The organism is Streptomyces sp. NPDC048338 (assembly GCF_043201055.1).
Taxonomy (GTDB): domain Bacteria; phylum Actinomycetota; class Actinomycetes; order Streptomycetales; family Streptomycetaceae; genus Streptomyces.
The window spans coordinates 425208-441687 of sequence record NZ_JBICYQ010000002.1; the positions used below are offsets into that span (position 1 = coordinate 425208).

The 16480-nt window shown below is 69.4% G+C and carries 11 protein-coding genes and 6 pseudogenes; 9 read left to right on the forward strand and 8 right to left on the reverse strand.

The window, feature by feature from the left end:
- Positions 1–221 precede the first annotated feature (221 nt).
- Positions 222–428 carry a hypothetical protein gene (locus ACGFZF_RS06475; RefSeq protein WP_393551816.1) on the forward strand — a complete coding sequence of 69 codons (207 nt, stop codon included), beginning with the start codon at positions 222–224 and terminating at the stop codon, positions 426–428.
- An 84-nt stretch (positions 429–512) separates the two neighbouring features.
- Here ACGFZF_RS06475 and ACGFZF_RS06480 read toward each other — a convergent pair.
- Positions 513–666, reverse strand: a pseudogene (locus tag ACGFZF_RS06480) (MerR family DNA-binding transcriptional regulator); the annotation flags it as partial.
- A gap of 55 nt (positions 667–721) precedes the next feature.
- Here ACGFZF_RS06480 and ACGFZF_RS06485 point away from each other — a divergent pair.
- Complete coding sequence (locus ACGFZF_RS06485; protein ID WP_393551417.1) at positions 722–1693, forward strand: oxidoreductase; 972 nt, start codon at positions 722–724, stop codon at positions 1691–1693.
- A gap of 416 nt (positions 1694–2109) precedes the next feature.
- Positions 2110–2252: pseudogene (locus tag ACGFZF_RS06490) on the forward strand (transposase); the annotation flags it as partial.
- 25 nt (positions 2253–2277) lie between these two features.
- Here the strand turns inward: ACGFZF_RS06490 and ACGFZF_RS06495 are convergent.
- Positions 2278–2799: pseudogene (locus ACGFZF_RS06495) on the reverse strand (isochorismatase family cysteine hydrolase).
- A gap of 182 nt (positions 2800–2981) precedes the next feature.
- Between ACGFZF_RS06495 and ACGFZF_RS06500 the strand changes: the two are divergent.
- Positions 2982–3311: a plasmid stabilization protein gene (locus ACGFZF_RS06500; protein WP_393551419.1), complete on the forward strand. Its 330-nt coding sequence runs from the start codon at positions 2982–2984 to the stop codon at positions 3309–3311.
- 147 nt (positions 3312–3458) lie between these two features.
- Here ACGFZF_RS06500 and ACGFZF_RS06505 read toward each other — a convergent pair.
- The 3 genes and pseudogenes from ACGFZF_RS06505 to ACGFZF_RS06515 form a co-directional block, all read right to left on the reverse strand.
- A pseudogene (locus ACGFZF_RS06505) lies at positions 3459–3957 on the reverse strand (transposase family protein); the annotation flags it as partial.
- A gap of 44 nt (positions 3958–4001) precedes the next feature.
- Positions 4002–4553 carry a hypothetical protein gene (locus ACGFZF_RS06510; protein ID WP_393551421.1) on the reverse strand — a complete coding sequence of 184 codons (552 nt, stop codon included), beginning with the start codon at positions 4551–4553 and terminating at the stop codon, positions 4002–4004.
- A gap of 305 nt (positions 4554–4858) precedes the next feature.
- Positions 4859–5023, reverse strand: a pseudogene (locus ACGFZF_RS06515) (DUF3140 domain-containing protein); the annotation flags it as partial.
- Between the two features lie 283 nt (positions 5024–5306).
- Here ACGFZF_RS06515 and ACGFZF_RS06520 point away from each other — a divergent pair.
- Positions 5307–5639 carry a DUF6422 family protein gene (locus tag ACGFZF_RS06520; RefSeq protein WP_393551423.1) on the forward strand — a complete coding sequence of 111 codons (333 nt, stop codon included), beginning with the start codon at positions 5307–5309 and terminating at the stop codon, positions 5637–5639.
- A 55-nt stretch (positions 5640–5694) separates the two neighbouring features.
- Here ACGFZF_RS06520 and ACGFZF_RS06525 read toward each other — a convergent pair whose 3' ends face one another.
- Positions 5695–6102 carry a hypothetical protein gene (locus ACGFZF_RS06525; protein ID WP_393551425.1) on the reverse strand — a complete coding sequence of 136 codons (408 nt, stop codon included), beginning with the start codon at positions 6100–6102 and terminating at the stop codon, positions 5695–5697.
- A 209-nt stretch (positions 6103–6311) separates the two neighbouring features.
- On the opposite strand from ACGFZF_RS06525, the gene ACGFZF_RS06530 reads away from it, so the two are divergent.
- The 3 genes and pseudogenes from ACGFZF_RS06530 (at position 6312) to ACGFZF_RS06540 (ending at position 9226) form a co-directional block, all read left to right on the forward strand.
- Positions 6312–6533 carry a hypothetical protein gene (locus ACGFZF_RS06530; protein WP_393551427.1) on the forward strand — a complete coding sequence of 74 codons (222 nt, stop codon included), beginning with the start codon at positions 6312–6314 and terminating at the stop codon, positions 6531–6533.
- Between the two features lie 801 nt (positions 6534–7334).
- Positions 7335–8079: pseudogene (locus tag ACGFZF_RS06535) on the forward strand (SAM-dependent methyltransferase).
- Between the two features lie 292 nt (positions 8080–8371).
- Positions 8372–9226 carry a hypothetical protein gene (locus ACGFZF_RS06540; protein ID WP_393551429.1) on the forward strand — a complete coding sequence of 285 codons (855 nt, stop codon included), beginning with the start codon at positions 8372–8374 and terminating at the stop codon, positions 9224–9226.
- A gap of 158 nt (positions 9227–9384) precedes the next feature.
- Here ACGFZF_RS06540 and ACGFZF_RS06545 read toward each other — a convergent pair whose 3' ends face one another.
- A complete protein-coding gene (locus ACGFZF_RS06545) occupies positions 9385–10287 on the reverse strand; it encodes a sigma factor-like helix-turn-helix DNA-binding protein (protein ID WP_393551431.1) in 903 nt (300 codons plus the stop codon).
- A gap of 575 nt (positions 10288–10862) precedes the next feature.
- On the opposite strand from ACGFZF_RS06545, the gene ACGFZF_RS06550 reads away from it, so the two are divergent.
- On the forward strand, positions 10863–11852 hold the full coding sequence (locus ACGFZF_RS06550) for a hypothetical protein (protein ID WP_393551433.1): 990 nt from the start codon (positions 10863–10865) through the stop codon (positions 11850–11852).
- A gap of 531 nt (positions 11853–12383) precedes the next feature.
- Here ACGFZF_RS06550 and ACGFZF_RS06555 read toward each other — a convergent pair.
- Positions 12384–15785: a TIR domain-containing protein gene (locus ACGFZF_RS06555; RefSeq protein ID WP_393551435.1), complete on the reverse strand. Its 3402-nt coding sequence runs from the start codon at positions 15783–15785 to the stop codon at positions 12384–12386.
- Positions 15786–16480 lie beyond the last annotated feature (695 nt).

Consider the following 16480-nt stretch of genomic DNA (forward strand, 5'->3'; position numbering starts at 1 on the left):
GTTGATCTCCTGACACGCCCCACGAGCCTCCGCCCACGGCCGACCGGGCCGCTTCGCTGTCCCCACGTCATCCCCTTCAGAGAGGTTGTTCACCGAACAACCCCGCGTTGTCCCGCGAACAACATCCAACCGGTTCGTCCGCGCACCCGGAGGGTGGATCGTCAATTCATCAAGGGTGCGACGACGCACCCATCCCACGCACTCCACCTGGAGGGGGAGTTGTGAACGTCGCACAAACCGCGATCGTGCTCATGGCGATCAGCCTGGCGGTGGTCTTCTCACTCGTGGTGGCCGGAGCCGCGTTCGCGGTCGCCCGCTGGGGCGGGGGCGAGGTACCCGACTGCGTAGCCACATCCGGCAAGGCCTTCGCGATGACCCTGACCCTGCTCAGTGGCGTTCTCGCAGTGGTGATCGCCGTGGTCAAGTAGGACGCTTACGTGTCCCCGGTCGCCTCCACGCGCCCCTGTACAACCACCCTGAGGCCCGCCTCGGTCGAGGTATGCGGAGTGGACGGTGGTGTACCGCCGCCGACCGCCGGAGGTGCGCTGGACCGGTCCGACCAGCAGACCCCCGCTCGTAGAAGCGCAGAGCGTGCACGCTGAGTCCGGTCCGCTCAGCCACCTCGCCGATGCTGAGCGGCTCCGCAGGAGTCTCGGTCGCCGCCATGCGCCAAACTCCAGGACTTGATCTAGACCTCGCTCTAGATCGTAGCTTCGTCGGCATGACCAGCATGGATCAGCAGCCGCTCGGCTCGCCCTTCTCCGCCACCAGCACGGCCCAGGGCGTGACCGCCGGCATCGACCTGTCCGGTACGAGCGCCGTCGTGACCGGGGGGTACTCCGGGCTCGGCCTGGAAACCAGTCGCGCCCTGGCAGCCGCCGGAGCCCGGGTCCTCGTCCCCGCACGCCGACCTGACATCGCCCGCGCCGCCCTCGCCGACGTGGAGGGCGTCGAGGTCGTCCCCGCGGACCTGGCGGACCTCGACAGTGTGCGTGCCGCCGCCGCCCGGATCAGCGATTCCCTCACCAAGATCGACCTGCTCATGGCCGTCGCCGGAGTCATGGCCACCCCCGAACGACACGTGGGCCCCGGCTGGGAGAGCCAGCTCGCCGCCAACCACTTCGGACACTTCACCCTCGCCTGCGAGCTCTACCCGCTCCTGGCCGCCGCCGGGGGCGCCCGCGTCGTGGTCAACAGCTCCGCCGGCCACACCCTGACCGACATGCGCTGGCACGACCCGCACTTCCGTACCGGCTACGACAAATGGCTGGCTTACGGCCAGGCCAAGACCGCCAACGCCCTCTTCGCCGTGCACCTCGATGCCCTCGGCCGTGGCGACGGCGTCCGCGCGTTCGCGCTCCACCCGGGCAAGATCATCACCGGGCTGCAGCGGGACATGGCATTACAGGAGCAGATCGACCGCGGGTGGGTGGACGAGCACGGCAAGGTGATCGGCGCCGACTTCAAGACCCCGGCCCAGGGCGCCGCCACCGGCCTGTGGGCCGCCACATCCTCCCTCCTCGACGGCCTCGGCGGCCTCTACCTGGAGGATTGCGACATCGCCGGCCTCTCCGCTCCCGAGGCTCCCATGGACGATGGCGGCGTCCGCGCCTACGCAGTCGACCCGGATTCGGCCGCACGGCTGTGGGACCTGTCCATCGCCGCGACCGGCGCCACCCCGATTGCCCGATGACCCGCCTGGGGCCGGTGCGTTCTCGGTCTGCCCGACTCGACAGGGACGGGACGGCGGTCCCGCGCTCCGTTCGCACGTGCGCGGGACCGCCCACCCTTCGCATGTTTGTGCCGGTGCCAGGAAAGAGGAAAGGAAGGCGGCGGCAAGAGTCCCAGATGCAGCGGCTTGCTGCTCGCACTGCGCCGGACGTGCGGCGATGGGAAGTGCTCTTTGAGACTCGGGACAGTCGGAGTGGCACGCGCACCTGCGCCGTCTTCGGGAGGCACGAATCGACGGCTCGATGTTCCGGATCGACACGCTGTGCGGCCGCTCGGCGCTGCCGACCACCTACCGGCTGAGCCGGTTCGTGGCGGAATCCCGCGTGCGAGTCCGATCACGAGGCTCCCATCATCGATCTTGTGGCTGGTTGAGGCGAGTTGACGGATACGGCATGGGCCAGATAGAGCCGCTGCTACCGCAAGTGGACGGGCGTGGCCGTCCGTTGCGTGATCACCGGCAGGCGGTCAACGGTGTTCCGTGGCGGCTGCGGACCGGGGCGCACCTTGAGCCCACGCCACAGCCGGCCGCGGTGCCCAGCCCTGGACTCATTCGGTCGGGAGGGGGTCGAGGGCGTCCGCGGCGGGCACGATCCGGGCGCCCATGTTGATCTCCATCATGCGCAGTGCGGCAAAGGCTCCGGGCCCGGTGGATCTCGGCGACGGCGTCGCGGGCGACGATGACCGAGAGGTGGCGGATGTGGGCGTCGAGCGCCGAGTACAAGACGCACTGCTCCGTCACTTGATCGCACAGGACGAGGTACGAGACGTCCAGGGTGCGCAGCATGTAGGCGAGCGGTGTCTCGTAGAAGACGGAATGGCGGGCCTTGACGACGAAGAACGAGCTGTCGTCCGGGCGGATCGGCTCCACCAGGTGGGCGTATTGCCGCCGAGGGTGGCGTCCAGGATCTCGCCGTGGTGCGAGCGCCACTTGCCGAAGTTTTCGTTGGCGTAGATCACCGGCAGCTCGCGCGCACATGCCCGATGAAGCAGCGCGCCGATCGCCGGGAGGACACGCTCCACGGCGGCCACGAGCCGGTCGGCGTCCTCGTGTTCGTACACGTTGAACATGTCGATGATGAAAGCGCCGTCTTCGCCATGTCTGCCAGGCCTAGATCGCGTATTCACGAGCGCGCCGTGATCTCCGCCAATGAGAGTCGGGCCCGCGTCGGACGCGTCGGTTCGTGAGATGCGGCCGAATCTGGGCACCCGCACCATGACCGTGAAACCACGAGCGAGGAAGAGGTGTGGTCATGCCCCGAGGATCCAGCGGCAAGCGCGAACGACAGTACGAACACATCAAGGAGTCGGGAAAGCAGCGCGGAATGTCCGAGGACCGCGCGAAGGAGATGGCCTCCCGCACGGTGAACAAGGAACGCGCCCGCTCCGGGGAGAGCAAGACGGCGAGCCGCAGTTCCACCCAAGGAAAGTCCGCCTCACAACGAGGCGGGGAGAAGTCGGGTGGCGGCGGCTCATCCTCCGAGCGCACCAAGGACGAGCTGTACCAGGAAGCAAAGACGCGCAACATCGACGGGCGGTCGAACATGACCAAGCAGCAGCTCAAGAACGCTCTCGGCCGCTGACACGATCGGTGTGATTCGCAGCCGGCCATCGGTGACGCGGCCCCGTGGGGTAGCCGCTGCCCATGAGCACAAGCGATTCCCTGGCGGGTCGTGACCAGCCCGCCTCCGCGGCGGCCGTGACGACCGCCGGCGTCGGACGCGGCGGAGCTTTGGCGCCGGATTCTGCCACGCCTTGCAGTCGTTTCGGTTTCCGGGCAAGGGCCGGCCGACCATGACCACGAGTCGGGTGTCGGCGTCGATGACGACCTGGTGGTTCGTGGAGTACCTCTCGTTCTTCGACTGCGCGGTGATGGCGTGGTCACGGGTGGGCACCAGGGTGCCGTCCACGATGAGCACGGCATCCTTGGCGAACCGTTTACGGGGCTGGAGCGCGAGAATCGGCCCGAGGTGGTCAATGATGCGGCCGACCGCGGACTTGGAAACCCCGAACAGCGGCGCCAGCTGGCGCAGGGTCAGGTTCGTGCGCCAACAGGCGGCGACCAGCAGCACACGATCCTCCAGTGGCAGGCTCCAGGGCCCGGCCCTTGCGCACTGGGTCCGCACCTTCGCGCCGCGGCGCGGCGATGAGCCTGCTGAACTGACGCGAGCTCAGCCCGGTGAACGGGACCATCCAGGACGGCTCCGACGCCGTGATCACACCAGCCACTGCGAGATGGTTACACGGTCCCCACAAATGCCGGCCTGCGGGATTCAGGAGGGGGCTCTCTGTGGTTCCACAGCCTTGAGTAGGCACTCGCGGTCGTCCGCGCTGAGCAGTCCGTCCGGAAGACTCTCGTCCTCCACCAACGCGCGCAGCTCAGAGGCGTGTGTGGCGAACGCGGCCCTGCACCATTCCCGTTCTGGGTGATCGCACTCGTTGCCGAAGAGCCCCGCTTGGCCTTCGTCGACGGGACGAGACAGCTCCGCGACATAGGCCAAGAGTTCGACCAGTCCGGGGCGCACCGCGATGTCAGGGATGGCTGCCAGGCGGATCAGGAAGGGCAAGGCAGTCGGCATCGCCGCGCTCAGGTGAAAAATGCTGTTCATCAAGACGTTGCCCAGCACGCGCAGGGCCTCGGGGCCGGCGGCCTGATCGAGGAGCCCGCGGAGCAGGACCGGGATCCCAGCAGGACAACCCGGAATCTGCGACCAGTCGGCATCGGCGCAGCCCACAAGCGCGGGGTGATCGCCTTCGGCTTGCCCTGCCTGCGGATACTCGCGGAGGAACCGAGCGACAGCAGCCTCTTTGGCCGCCGCATCCATTACGCACATCCCACTGCCCCCGGCTCACACGGCATCGCCCCGGTGAGCGTCCGCCGGATGAGACTCTTCCTGGAGTGGCCGTCGACCGCAAGTGCCAAGGTCGCCGGCTGACACCGCCCGCGCGGGCGTAGTGGTGTGACAGACCGGCGCTACATTCCGGGACAGCCCTTAGGTTAGGCGCCTACCCGGCGCGCGCGGCGTCGGGCTCGCATCAAGGGCCGGCGGGATGCCTGCTCGTGTGCGGTCCGCGGTGCGTTGCGGGCCACCCGCTTGTGGGCAGGGTGCGCCCCGCGCCCGCTTGTGCCTCACTTCTTGGGGTCGTGGCCCCAGTTCATGAGTGAGTAGCGCCACGTGGTTTCTGTGACGTCTCCGCCAGGTCGCTGGGCGAGGTGGCGCTTGACGTATCCGGCGACCTTGCGCATGTGGGCGAGATCCTCGTCGTTGAGTTCGTTCTTCTTCGTGCGCAGGATGAGGTGTCACCGAGCGAGCGAGGGGTGCCGGTGGACCGGGCCCGCGGGCATCAGGGCAGGAGCAGCGGGGGCCACACGCCGGACCCCTCCTGGATGACACCGGTCGAGCGGGCAGACCTGGAGCGGTTTCAGGGGGAACTGGGTTCGCGGCCGCTGCTCCCCTGCGGGGATCGGAGTCTGCGGGCCTGACCGGGCGGAACACCGGCCGGTGCCAGCGCGTCGTCGTGGGCGGCCGCGTGGGCTCTGGTACGACGGCAGTCTCGACAACTCCCGGGAGGGTGCGGTGCCCGAGCCGAAGTGGAGCGACAGGACCGACGGGCAGTCGCGGATGCTGACCGAAGCCGCCTTGCTGCTTGTCGAGGCGCGGCAGCGGGCCGTGGAGCTGGTGCGCGAGTCAGGCGCGGAGCTGCGGGAGGAGGAGCGCGACTTCATCGGTGACCTGTGCACAGCTCATCGGGATTCCCCCGCCCCTCCCCATCGGTGCTTCTGTCCTCGCTACCGAGGCTCCGGCGGCAACGACAAGTGCCGGACCATGTTCCCCGATCCCCACGCCGGCGGCTGGGGCGGCGACCAGCTGGTCCGGTGCGGTCATCTGAAGACCGCGCACGGAGTCTGACCTCGTCCGGTAGACAGCCCGGCACGGGCGGAGCGGGAGTGCGCCGGCCAGGAGGTCAGCCTTCGGTGCTGCGAGGCGGCCGCACACGCAGGAGCGCGGCGAGGGCGGCGGCGCAGTCGAGTGGGTCCACCGGCAAGGTGAGCGTGTGATCGGCGAGGCACCAGCCGGCGAGCCACGCGTCCTGGGGGCGGGCGATGAGCAGCAGCACAGGCGGGCAGCGGAAGACCTCATTCTTGATCTGCCGGCACACTCCCATGCCGCCTGCGGGTGTGGCCTCGCCGTCCAGCACGCATGCGTCGATGTGGTGGTGGTCGAGGGCTTGGAGCACGGCGGGCAAGGTTGCGCATTCGTGCCATGTGATCGACGGGAGGTCGGCGGCGGGCCTGCTGCCGACTGCGCGGCGCACTTCCGCGCGGGTGTTCGCGTTACTGCTGTAGACGAGGACCGCAACGCTTGATCGCATCGTTCTCCTCCACGAATGTCGCCCGTTGATGGAAAGGCGCGACTCGCCGGCCGGCGAGTAATCGACGTGACAATGCCCGATTCAATTTCAATTCAACCTTGCATGTATTGAATCATCGCATTTAGGGTATATCAGAATGTTCGGCACTGAGGAGATGCCCCTTTGCGGGTGCAGTGCACGACCGCATCACTCAGGCGGTGAGAATTCCGATGACTCAATGCAAGATTCCCGACTACCGGACCGGCCACCGCGGCCGTCACTGGACACACGCCCTGCGCTGCGCGGAGAAGTCCGGAGCCGTGATCGTCACCGACGACACGGAAGAACCCGTCACCTACGCCCACCAGCAATCCGGTCCAGGCCGCTTCCGTCCGTGGCGGACACAGACCGGTACCCGTTACGACAGTCACGACGTCCACCCGGAATGGTGACGGGCAGGCTGGCGAAGACGGGCCGGCCATCCCTGAGTACGGCGACGAGAGGACACATGATCCGGTGCGACTGGCCCCAGCCGCCGCGGGTACGTGCTGCTCGCGGCTGGCCTATCGCGCCCGTAACGTTGTTTCGCTCGACCCTGGTGCCATGAAGGTTCGGGGCGGGGGTGCCGCCGGCGGTCGCGTGGATGCTTACTCATCCTTGCGTGGGCAGGTGCGGGGCTGTCGTCTTCTGTGCTCGAGGCGGACACTGGCATGTCCCCGGCTCACCGCCCTGCAAAGGCAAGGAGCGCATGCGGTTTCTTGTCAGCCAATGGAGATGACCTCTTAGGCGGGAGTTCTCTCCAACGTCCCTGGAGCACACCGGGAGCCGCCAGACCTGGTCCGCAGCAGAAATCCTGCGAGCAACCCGCCGCCGTTCCCCGACGCTGCCAACTTGAGCGCCTGGCAGCCGCAGCGCCCGCCGAGGGGCGCGCCGATCACGATCCTCCGGTCCTGTCGCGCAGAGCTTGGTCCCGTGGCGTCGACGCGCCCATCTCGTCACCCTGGTCCGCGCTGAAGCCCCCTTCCAGCACCGACACTTCGTCGAACGGCGGCGGTGCGTATTGCAGGAGGCGTGTGTCGGCAGGGCCTGAATTGCGATGGACACGGGATCCCGGCTGGCCATACCCTCGACCGGTCTCGCTCTTCCCACGTCTGATGAGGTGCATTTGATGACGGTTCAGGTTCTCGCGGCCACCCCCCTTGGGTCGCACTGCCGAACTGTTCTGACCCTTACGGACCGAAGGAATACCTGTAGTGGATCTGCCACGTAGCTTCACCATTCGCGAGAGCAGTCACCGCATCTGCAACCCGTTCACCACGGAGAAGCTGGCCCTCCTGGGCCGCGCCATCAGCCCGTCGCCAGGCACCCGCATGCTCGACCTCGCCTGCGGCAAGGGCGAGATGCTGTGCACCTGGGCACGGGACCACGGTGTAGTGGGTACCGGGGTGGACATCAGCACCGTCTTCATCGACGCTGCCCGCGAGCGGGCCGTTGAGCTGGAGGTCGCCGATCGAGTCGGGTTCGTGCACGCGGACGCCTCGGGCCATGTAGCCGACGATCCTGTCGGGATCGCCGCCTGCGTCGGCGCCACCTGGATCGGCTCGGGCGTGGCGGGTACCGTCGAGCTCCTGCGGCGCAGTCTCCTCCCCGGCGGCATGATGCTGATCGGCGAACCGTACTGGCGTCGCGAGCCTGAACCAAGCCGCCGTCGAGGGCTGTCACATGGCCCGCAAGGAGGACCTGCTCCCGCTGCCAGAACTGCTCGAACAGTTCAGAGACCTGGGCTGTGATGTCGTTGAGATGGTCCTTGCCGACCAGGACAGCTGGGACCGGTACGTCGCGGCGCAGTGGCTCAACATCCGACGCTGGCTCCACGCCAATCCCGACGACGAGCTCGCCGACGAGATGCGTGCGGAACTCGCTGCTGCACCCGTTCAACACACCAGGTACCAGCGTGAATACCTCGGGTGGGGCGTGTTCGTCCTGATGGACCGCTGACACACCACTCCCAGTGAGCCCCGGCACCTGCCGGGGCTCACCCGCGTGGCTCCGCACCCTCGAGCCCTCTGAATCACCAGGAGCGGGTTCACGAGATGCCGCCAGCCTGCGTTGTGCCGCGGAGGCACTTGCCGTAGCTGACCGAGGTGAAGGCGAGATGCCACGTGCGACGGTCACGCACGTGTCGGCCTCCGCGACTTGCTCTGTCCTGCGCGCCGTTCGGGACCCGCGCTGGCTGTGAGATGCTGCGAGCCGAGGCGTCTCCCCACACTCCCGAGTGAATGAGGTGGCCATGCCCGGCCGGTCCGAGCCTTCCGCCCTGCCGTCGATCGCGCTGCGCGGATACGGCGACAGCATCTGGCTGGAAGGCTGGTCGGTTCTCCTGGAGCAGAAGGGAACACGACGGCGGATACCCCTCCCCGCGATCGAGGGCGCGAGGGCGGTCGGCGCCGGGCAGGGATCAGTCGAGATCGCGGTCTGGGGCGCTGACGGAGCTCCGGGCCCGGTGTTCGTCGTGGAGGGCCGGGACGCTGGTCAGGCAGGGCGCCTCGTCGAGGTGGTCAACCGGGCTCGGCCGAAGAGCGCTCCGGACGGCGGGGGAGCGGACCTGGTCGAGGTGCTCGCCGTGGTCCAGGCGGCCGGCCGGAAACGCATGAGCCCACGGGAACGCGTCGCCTCCCTCGCCGTGCTGATGCTCTACGTCGCGGGTGCGGCCCTGCTCGGCTTGTTCGGAGAGCCGGTGCAGGTGCTGCTGTGGGTGCTGGGCGCGCTGCCCATCCTTCTGGGCCTGGTCATCGTCGGGCCCGCGGTGGTGAACGCCCGCGACCGCTGGGTGCTCAGAAAGCGGGGCGTCGCGGTCGTCGCTCTGTTCGACCGCGCCCACGGCAGGCGGCGGTTCTTCACTTACATCGACCTGGAGGGTGGCGTCCACGAGATCCAGGCCGACTACGCGGCAAAGGGACTCGCGGGCGACCCCCCACGCATCGACGTCCTGTACGACTCGCTCCATCCGGAGAAGGCTGTCTGCTCCCTGGCGAGGTCGACCTTGGTCTGGAGAGCAGTGGGGGTCGGGCTGTTGGGCGGTCTGCTCCTGCTCGTCGGACTCAGCATGACGCTGCTCCCACTGGCATTCCTGGCCGTGTCCTGAAGGTCCCGGCATGGCCGGCGGCGCGGGCGAGCGGTGCCTCGACCCGCTGGAGGGGAGGCAGCGCCACCCCTTGGGGGCGCTGCGGGCCCTCCTGTCGGCGGCGGTCGCGCCGTTGTGTGGACTCGATGCCCGTGCGTGCGATGCGGTGTCGGATGCCATCACTGCCGTCCCACGGACGAAGCGGGTCGTAGGGGTGAGTCTTTGCCGGCGTGCAGTTTCGCAGGACGCCGGCTCGTATCCCGGCTCGCGGGCCACATCGTCCACGGAGACGTGGAGCCGGTGACATCCGTCGGTTTCCGACGCGCATGCGCGATTCGTGCCCGGTTCACCGCTTGCTCCTCTCGGCTGATCTGACGCGGGACCGCCATCGCGATGAGTTTGTCCGGGTTGCGGATGGCGTAGAAATCGGTGATTCGCCCGTCGGCGATCTCGATCAGGAAGACGCCTTCCAGGCGCTTGCCGCTGAGGACGAGGGCGGGCGTGTTGTTGCAGTTGACCTTCTCGATCCGCAGGTCCGCCAGCCGCTCCAGGCGGAACAGGCTCACGAGGACGGCGGCCACCTCCTCCGCGCCCGCCACCGGCCGGCGCGCCTCAGTGGCCTTGCCGCCGCTGTCGGCGGTCCAGGTGACGTCCGGCGTGAGCAGTGAGAGCAGCCCGTCCAGGTCGCAGGTGGTCGCCGCGGTCAGGAACTGCTCGGTGATCCGCGCGGTCGTGACGGCGTCGACGGGTGCGAAGCGCTTGCGTCGCGCCCGTACGTGCCCACGGGCCCGGTGCGCCCCCTGACGCACCGTCGCCACGGGGGGCTTGCCCACCGCTGTGGCGACGGTGCGGAACTCGAAGCCGAACACCTCGCGCAGTACGAACACCGCACGCTCATCGGGGGTGAGTGTTTCGAGCAGCACGAGCATCGCCATCGACACCGACTCGCCGAGCAGCACGTCGGCCGAGGCGTCGTTCTCGGCGAGCAGCAGCGGCTCGGGCAGCCACGTGCCGATGTAGTCCTCGCGGCGACGCGTGCTCGTCCGCGGAGACGTGACACGATGCTTTGTGACGTGTGTCACTGGCGATGGCCGTGAGTGTGGCACTCGGTCGAGTGCGGGATCAACCGCCGCACCGCCCAAGGGTTGGCGCAATCCGGTGTGATACCCATTCGCCGTCCGCTACGAAGCGATTGTGCCGGTCACAGCGATCGAGCGAATGGCTGCGACCAGACCCTTTCAACACCCCCCTGAGGGCGGGTGACTGTCGCAACCTGACGAGCACGCGCACGTCGCTGGCAAGAACACGGGCCGTCGGCCTATGCATTGAGGTCTGGGCCCCGGGGGTTTGCGTGATGCGACTCCTCAACTGGGTGCCCATACACAGGCGTTCGTGAGACGCCTCAGGCAACCCCCTTGTTCCGACGGTTTCCCAGCCTGCTTGAATGATCAGTCTTTCGCGGCAAGTGGAACGGGGAACCGAGATGAATCGTCTGACGAAGATGGGCCTGGCGTCAGGGGCTGCGCTGTTGCTCACCGCATGTGGCGGCGCGACGGACGGAGGAAGCGGAACCGCGGCCGAAGTCGGTGACGGCGGCGGGGGTGGGAAGACCACCGACGTCAAAACCGCGCCGCTCGGTCAGGCGGACAGTCTGACCGTGGCTTACTGCCACGAGATACCTGCCGGGAACGACGAGGACCCGGTATACGGGCTCACTCTGCGCTCGTACGCGGCGAAGAACGGGGCATTGGTGGCGGAGCGCAGCACCGTCCTGCCCGAGGATGTCGAGCCGAACACGGTGTGCGACAGCGGAGACTTCCGCAGCCTGTCCACCTACGCCTTCAACAAGGACTTCAGCCTGATCGCCGGCACCACGCACGCGGGCGCGTCCGAGCGAGCAGCCGCCTACGACCTCGGCACCGGTCAGGAAGTCTCCCCTCCGGACCCGGACGCCTTCACCGAGCGCGCGGAGAACAACGGAACCGCCTTCCACCCGACCTCGGGCCTTCTGTGGTACGACGAGAAGCCGGCCGACGGCGGTGAGGACGGCCTCGGAACCCGCGACGCGAAGGCCGGCTACACGACCGAGAAGCACCTCACTCCCTCCCAGGCCGCCGGCGTCGTCACCCAGGACGCCGCCACCCTTGCGACAGCCCTCGCGGCGAACTCACAGCCGAGGGCGGTCAATCCCTCGGGTGGCATCGTCGTCGGCCTGTTGAGCAGCCCGGCAGACGGCCCGACCCTCGTGCTGAGCCGCGTGGCCTCGGACGGCGCTTCCGGCGGCGGCTACAAGCTGACCGAGCTCGAGACCACGGGCCTCGACGGCAGGGAGACCTGCGCCCCGGCGTTCTGGCGCGACGAGACCAACCTGGTGTGCGGCACGGAGCAGCTCACCCTCGCACCCGACTACTCCAAGGTCGTGAAGAGCCAGGACCTGGTTCCGGCGAACGACCGCTCCAACAGGACCCCGGTGCCCTCGCCCGACGGCAAGCACTTCGCCTTCCTCTCCAGCGGAGAGAGCGGGACGCTGACGCTCTACCGCGGTGACCTGGACACCCCTGGCGCCCAGCCCGTCAAGGTCGCCGACCTGGAGCCGCCCATGGACGGTTCCGATGACCACTTGGAGACACTGGTCCGCTGGAACTGACCCACGACCGCCGGCCGGCGAAGCTTCCGCAGGAAGCGGCATCCTCCCGATCCGGCCCGTGTGCAACGGAGCGCCTGGCCGCCGACCGGGTAGCAGGGGCATGGACGTTCACGGGCTGGGTCGAGCGGTTCGGGCCCTTTCCTGGCGCCGCCGGCCGGGCGGCCCGTCGAGGAGTATCGGGAACCCACCGAGCAGGGTGATACGTCGTCATGAACTGTGCGATACCGAGTGGGAGTTCGTCCGGCCGTCGCTGCCCGAGCGCCACCCGACCCGAAGGCGCCCAAGGCCAGGGAACTGGCATACGCCCCCGCGCCCGAGCCTCGGCCGGACCGGTCCTGCCTGTGCGTGCAGCTCGATCCCGCGCCCCGGGACCCCCTGCCGGATCGCCGTGACCGTCCCTGGGACCGCGCTCCGCACGCACCGTCTGTGTGCCGCTGTGCCCTTCAGGCTCCCGGCGAACGAGGCCGGCACGGGGCTCCGCACGCTGGGCCGTACAGACGGTACGTCCGCGCGGGAGCCCCGCACCTCCACTCATCCCGCCGGGCAGACCGGGAGTCCCGGCACCGGCTGGTCGTTGTCACCCCCGGACAGGTAGACGGCGTTGACCCAGCCGCCGTCCCCGTTCGCCTCACGCAGGACGACGCGCGCCCACCAGTTGTTGTGGTAAGCGCCGTACGTGTGTGCCGATCCCTGCCGCTGGCAGAGGAACGGGTGCTCGCCACTGTTGACCAGGCCGGTTACGGGCTTTCCGGTCGGGGAGTCGTAGTAGGGGGCGCCGTCCCGCTTGCCGACGTTGCACCGGCGCAAGCCGTTCTGCCCCGGCGAGCAGCCGCCCGGGCCCTCCGGTACGGAGCCTGGCGGGTACGGGCCGGCGGACGCGGTGGCCGAGGCGGCCGGGGCCGATCGCGTCGGCGCGGGCGTGGCCGACCGGGTCGGTGTGGCTGCGGAGACGGCCGGGCCGGGAGAGGAGTCCGTGGAGGAGCCGGGGGCCGGCACTCCGGGCGTGCCCGAGCCCGCCCCGGAGGACGGCGCGTCGGGCTTGCTCCCGGACGGCTTCGCGTACTCCGGGCACGTCCGCTCGTACGGCCATCCCGGCAGATACTGACTCCATTCGCCGGGAGTGAGGTTCCGCGCCGCCAGCCCGCACACGCGCTGGACCAGCTTCTCGGCGCGGGTGTTCCACCGCCGCAAGGGGCACCCGCCGGAGACGGTCTGGCGGCACTCCTCACCGTCAGAGGTCAGCAGGGTCTCACCGGCCCACGCCGCGGAGGTCCCGTCGCACCCCGCGTCGGTGTTCACCCCGTCGAAGGGGACCTCGGCGATCTCTTCCCACGTGAGCGGGTCGGTCAGGGAGATCCCGCACTGCCCGGCGATCGCGAGGTCCTTGTCCGCTCGTCCGGCGCCGAAGGCCCAGGCACCCCGCTGGTCCGCCGAGCGCGTCACCGGTGCCTTCGTCGGCGCCGCGGCGTCGACCGTCAGCAGGGTCCTGCCCACCTGCACGAGCAGGGTCCCGTCGCCCTTGAACGCGACCGGCCCCGGCTCGGCGAGGTCGAGGACGGCCCGGACGTTCCAGCCGTCCCGGAGCGAGACCAGGACGAGGGGTGTCCGGCCGTGGTCCGCAGGGGAGTCGGCGGGATCCGCACCGGCGGGCAGCTGCCCGGTGAAGCTGTTCGCGGAGCCCGGGCGGACGGCAAGCGTGTGCCCGTCCGGACTGAGTGCGCTGACCGCGGAGCACTGGCTCGCGGTGCACAGACGGCGGCCGGCGGAGCCGTGCCGGACGGCCAGTGACGGCAGGTCGGCCACGACGAGGTCCGACTCGCCGGCGACGTAGGCGACCCGGTCCCCGCCGCCGTCGAAGGTGAGCGCTCCGAGCGGCTTGGGGATCTGCCCCGTCCGCTTCGGTGCGGACGGATCCCGGAGGTCGAACACGTCTCCGGTGGCGGATACCAGCCATCTGCCGTTCGTACTGATCGCCGCGCTGTCGCCGGCGGTGACCATGGTGCTCTTGACCGCATCGCCCGCGTTGCCCGTCCCGATGTCGGCGAATCCCACCTCGCCCGCCCGCCGGACCACGACACGGCCGGTGTCCCCGGCCACGCTCAGGGGCCGCACAGCTGTGACGCCGTCCGGAAGGACGCTCGCACCGAAGTCGGCGTCCCGCGGTCCGATCGCGTCGATGTACGCCGTCGGATCGCCCCCGCCGACCACGAGGCGGCGGCCGTCATCGCTGGTCCGCACCGCGAACGCCGTGGTCGGGACGGCGAGTCCCGGGCTGGTGGCGGGCTCGTTCTTCGCCGGATCGGCCGTCAGCAGCTGCCCCGGCGCGCCGTCGACACCGCCGCTCGTGACCACGACCACGCTGGAGCCGCCCCCGATGAACGCAGCGTCCTTGGCCACGTAGTACTCGGACGTCCGGACCAGCCCGATCTGCTTGCCTCCCCGGGCCGCCCGGACCGAGACGACGGGGAAGCCCACTCCGTCGGAGGCCGGCGTCGTGCCCGACGGCTCCTTGAGGACGGCGATCCGGGACCCGTCGGCGCTCACCGCGACAGGGCGTCCTGCCTCGGAGCCGAGATCCCAACGCGCCTCGACGGCCAGGTCCTTCTTGCGTCGGACGGTCACCGTGCCGTCGGCGGTGGCCACGACGGCGACCTCCGCATGCGCGGGCGATCCCAGGAAGGTGACGGCGGACGATCCGCTGTCGGGCGCGCGGTCGATGCCGCCGTCCGGGCGGGCGGCGACGACCGTGGCGTCCGGCCCGGCGGCCAGCACCGTCCGGCCGCTTCCCAGCCACTCGAGATGGGCGGGGACGAATCCGAGGTCCCGGTCCTCGCGTACGGCGCCCGTCACCGCGTCCCGCCACTGGAGGCGGGAGCCGTCGGACACGACGAACTCACCGTCCGCCGCGAAGGTCAGCCGGGGCCGAGTCAGTCCGCGCACGGTGACCGGGTCACCTGCCGCGCCGGTGGCCCACACCCGCACGGCGCCGGCTCCGTCCACGGTCCCGGCCTGAGTACCACCGGGCGAGAAGCGCACGGCCTTCACGCCCTGTTCGTGTCCCACCAGACGGGCCAGCGACAGGGTGCCCTGCTGCGTCCGCTGGCCGTCGGAGCCGGCGGCGGCCTCGAACAGCGCCCCCCTGGCCTCCGTCGTCGCCGCCATCCGCTGGGCCTGCGCGGCCAGCAGATACTGCAGGGAGCCGTCGGTCCCGTGAACCGTCCTGCTCAGGGCCGCGAGCCGGCGGCTGATCGCCTCGCGCGCACGCAGCTCGGCCTTCTCACGCTGGTCGTACGCCACGAAGGCCAACAGCCCAGCGGTCAGGAGAAGGACCACCAGCACCGCGATCGTCGCGTAGGCCCGCCGCAGGGCGTTGCGCTGGTTGCGGCGCTCGATGCTGACCAACTGCTCCTTCGGCTTGCCGTGCAGTCGCGCACCGAGTTTGGCGATCTCGTCGAGGAACCTCTCGTCGCGGAGGGTGAGTGGTTTCCCTTCCTTGTCCTTCAGGTCCCGGAAGTCGCTCCACAGGGGTTGCGTGAGGAGCTTGCCCTGCAGGGTCCGGGACAGCGCGGTGGTCTCGTTCCAATCGAAATCCTGGCTGCTGGACGGCCAGCTGATGGTCCCGCCCGCCACCGCGATGAGGATGTTCTTGCTCGACTTGTGCTGCAGCCAGTAAGCGAGTTCCGCCAGGACGTACGGCGCATGTGCAGACTCCGGCGAGGCCACGAGGATCAGGTGGCGGGACCGGTCGAGGTGGTGCTGCAGGGACTTCGGCAGATCGCCGGTCTGGTAGAGGGTCTCCTCGTCACGGAACACCCTGATCGTCGGCGCCCGCAAGGCCTTGCGGCCCAGGGAGAGCAGACCGCGCTGGATCGCCTTCGCCAGCGCGTGGTCCGGTCGGTGCGTGTACGAGATGAAGGCGTCGTAGTCCTCCACGACGGGCGCTCCATCCCCGTCATCCCCTGGCGCCGCAGAAGATAATCCCTCGTCCGGCATGCTGCTGACCCCCCGGTCGTCCGAGCCCGTGCCACTGCGCCCACGCCGGCAACGGTCCGCGGGTCCGATCGGCTTCCCGCACGCCCGCCCCTGGCCGCGTCGACTGCCCGAGACACTAACAATCGGCCGTCCGTCGGCGCAGCCGATCGGGCGAGGTCCGGTTCGCCCTGGGGTTCAGTGTCACGTCCGCATGTCCGCATGTCCGACGACCGGCGACTGCGCCCGGGTTCAGGGCCCCTTCGACCTCCTCCGGTCCGCCCTGTTCCGCCTGAATCCCCGAACTCGACCAGTCGAGCGAACGCTTGCTCGACGCGACCAGGAGACCGCAGGGAAGGCCATCCCCCCACGGTGACCGCCCCGTTCAGATCCGGCGCCGACCCTCCCGGCTCCGAGGCGCTGTCGGACGATCGATCAGCGGTCCGGAGACATCAGCCTGATCATCAGGCGTCCGAGGTTCTGATCGCAGCGTGGCCTCAGGGGGTGCCGCAGCTGGTGGCTCCGCCGGGGCAGGTGACATCGTCGTTGGACGCCAAGCCCGCGATCACCAGCACCAGGACGATGACAGCCAGGATGATCACAGGCACATTGTCCGCGGCCCAACTACCCCGCTCGCGCGAGGGGTTCGGAGGTTGCGG

Bases quoted from the DNA above. Each gene is read 5' to 3' on its own strand.
- ACGFZF_RS06530 (WP_393551427.1), top strand. From the start codon at position 6,312: ATGACTCAATGCAAGATTCCCGACTACCGGACCGGCCACCGCGGCCGT.
- ACGFZF_RS06500 (WP_393551419.1), top strand. From the start codon at position 2,982: ATGCCCCGAGGATCCAGCGGCAAGCGCGAACGACAGTACGAACACATC.
- ACGFZF_RS06540 (WP_393551429.1), top strand. From the start codon at position 8,372: ATGCCCGGCCGGTCCGAGCCTTCCGCCCTGCCGTCGATCGCGCTGCGC.
- ACGFZF_RS06510 (WP_393551421.1), bottom strand. From the start codon at position 4,553: ATGGATGCGGCGGCCAAAGAGGCTGCTGTCGCTCGGTTCCTCCGCGAG.
- ACGFZF_RS06485 (WP_393551417.1), top strand. From the start codon at position 722: ATGACCAGCATGGATCAGCAGCCGCTCGGCTCGCCCTTCTCCGCCACC.
- ACGFZF_RS06525 (WP_393551425.1), bottom strand. From the start codon at position 6,102: ATGCGATCAAGCGTTGCGGTCCTCGTCTACAGCAGTAACGCGAACACC.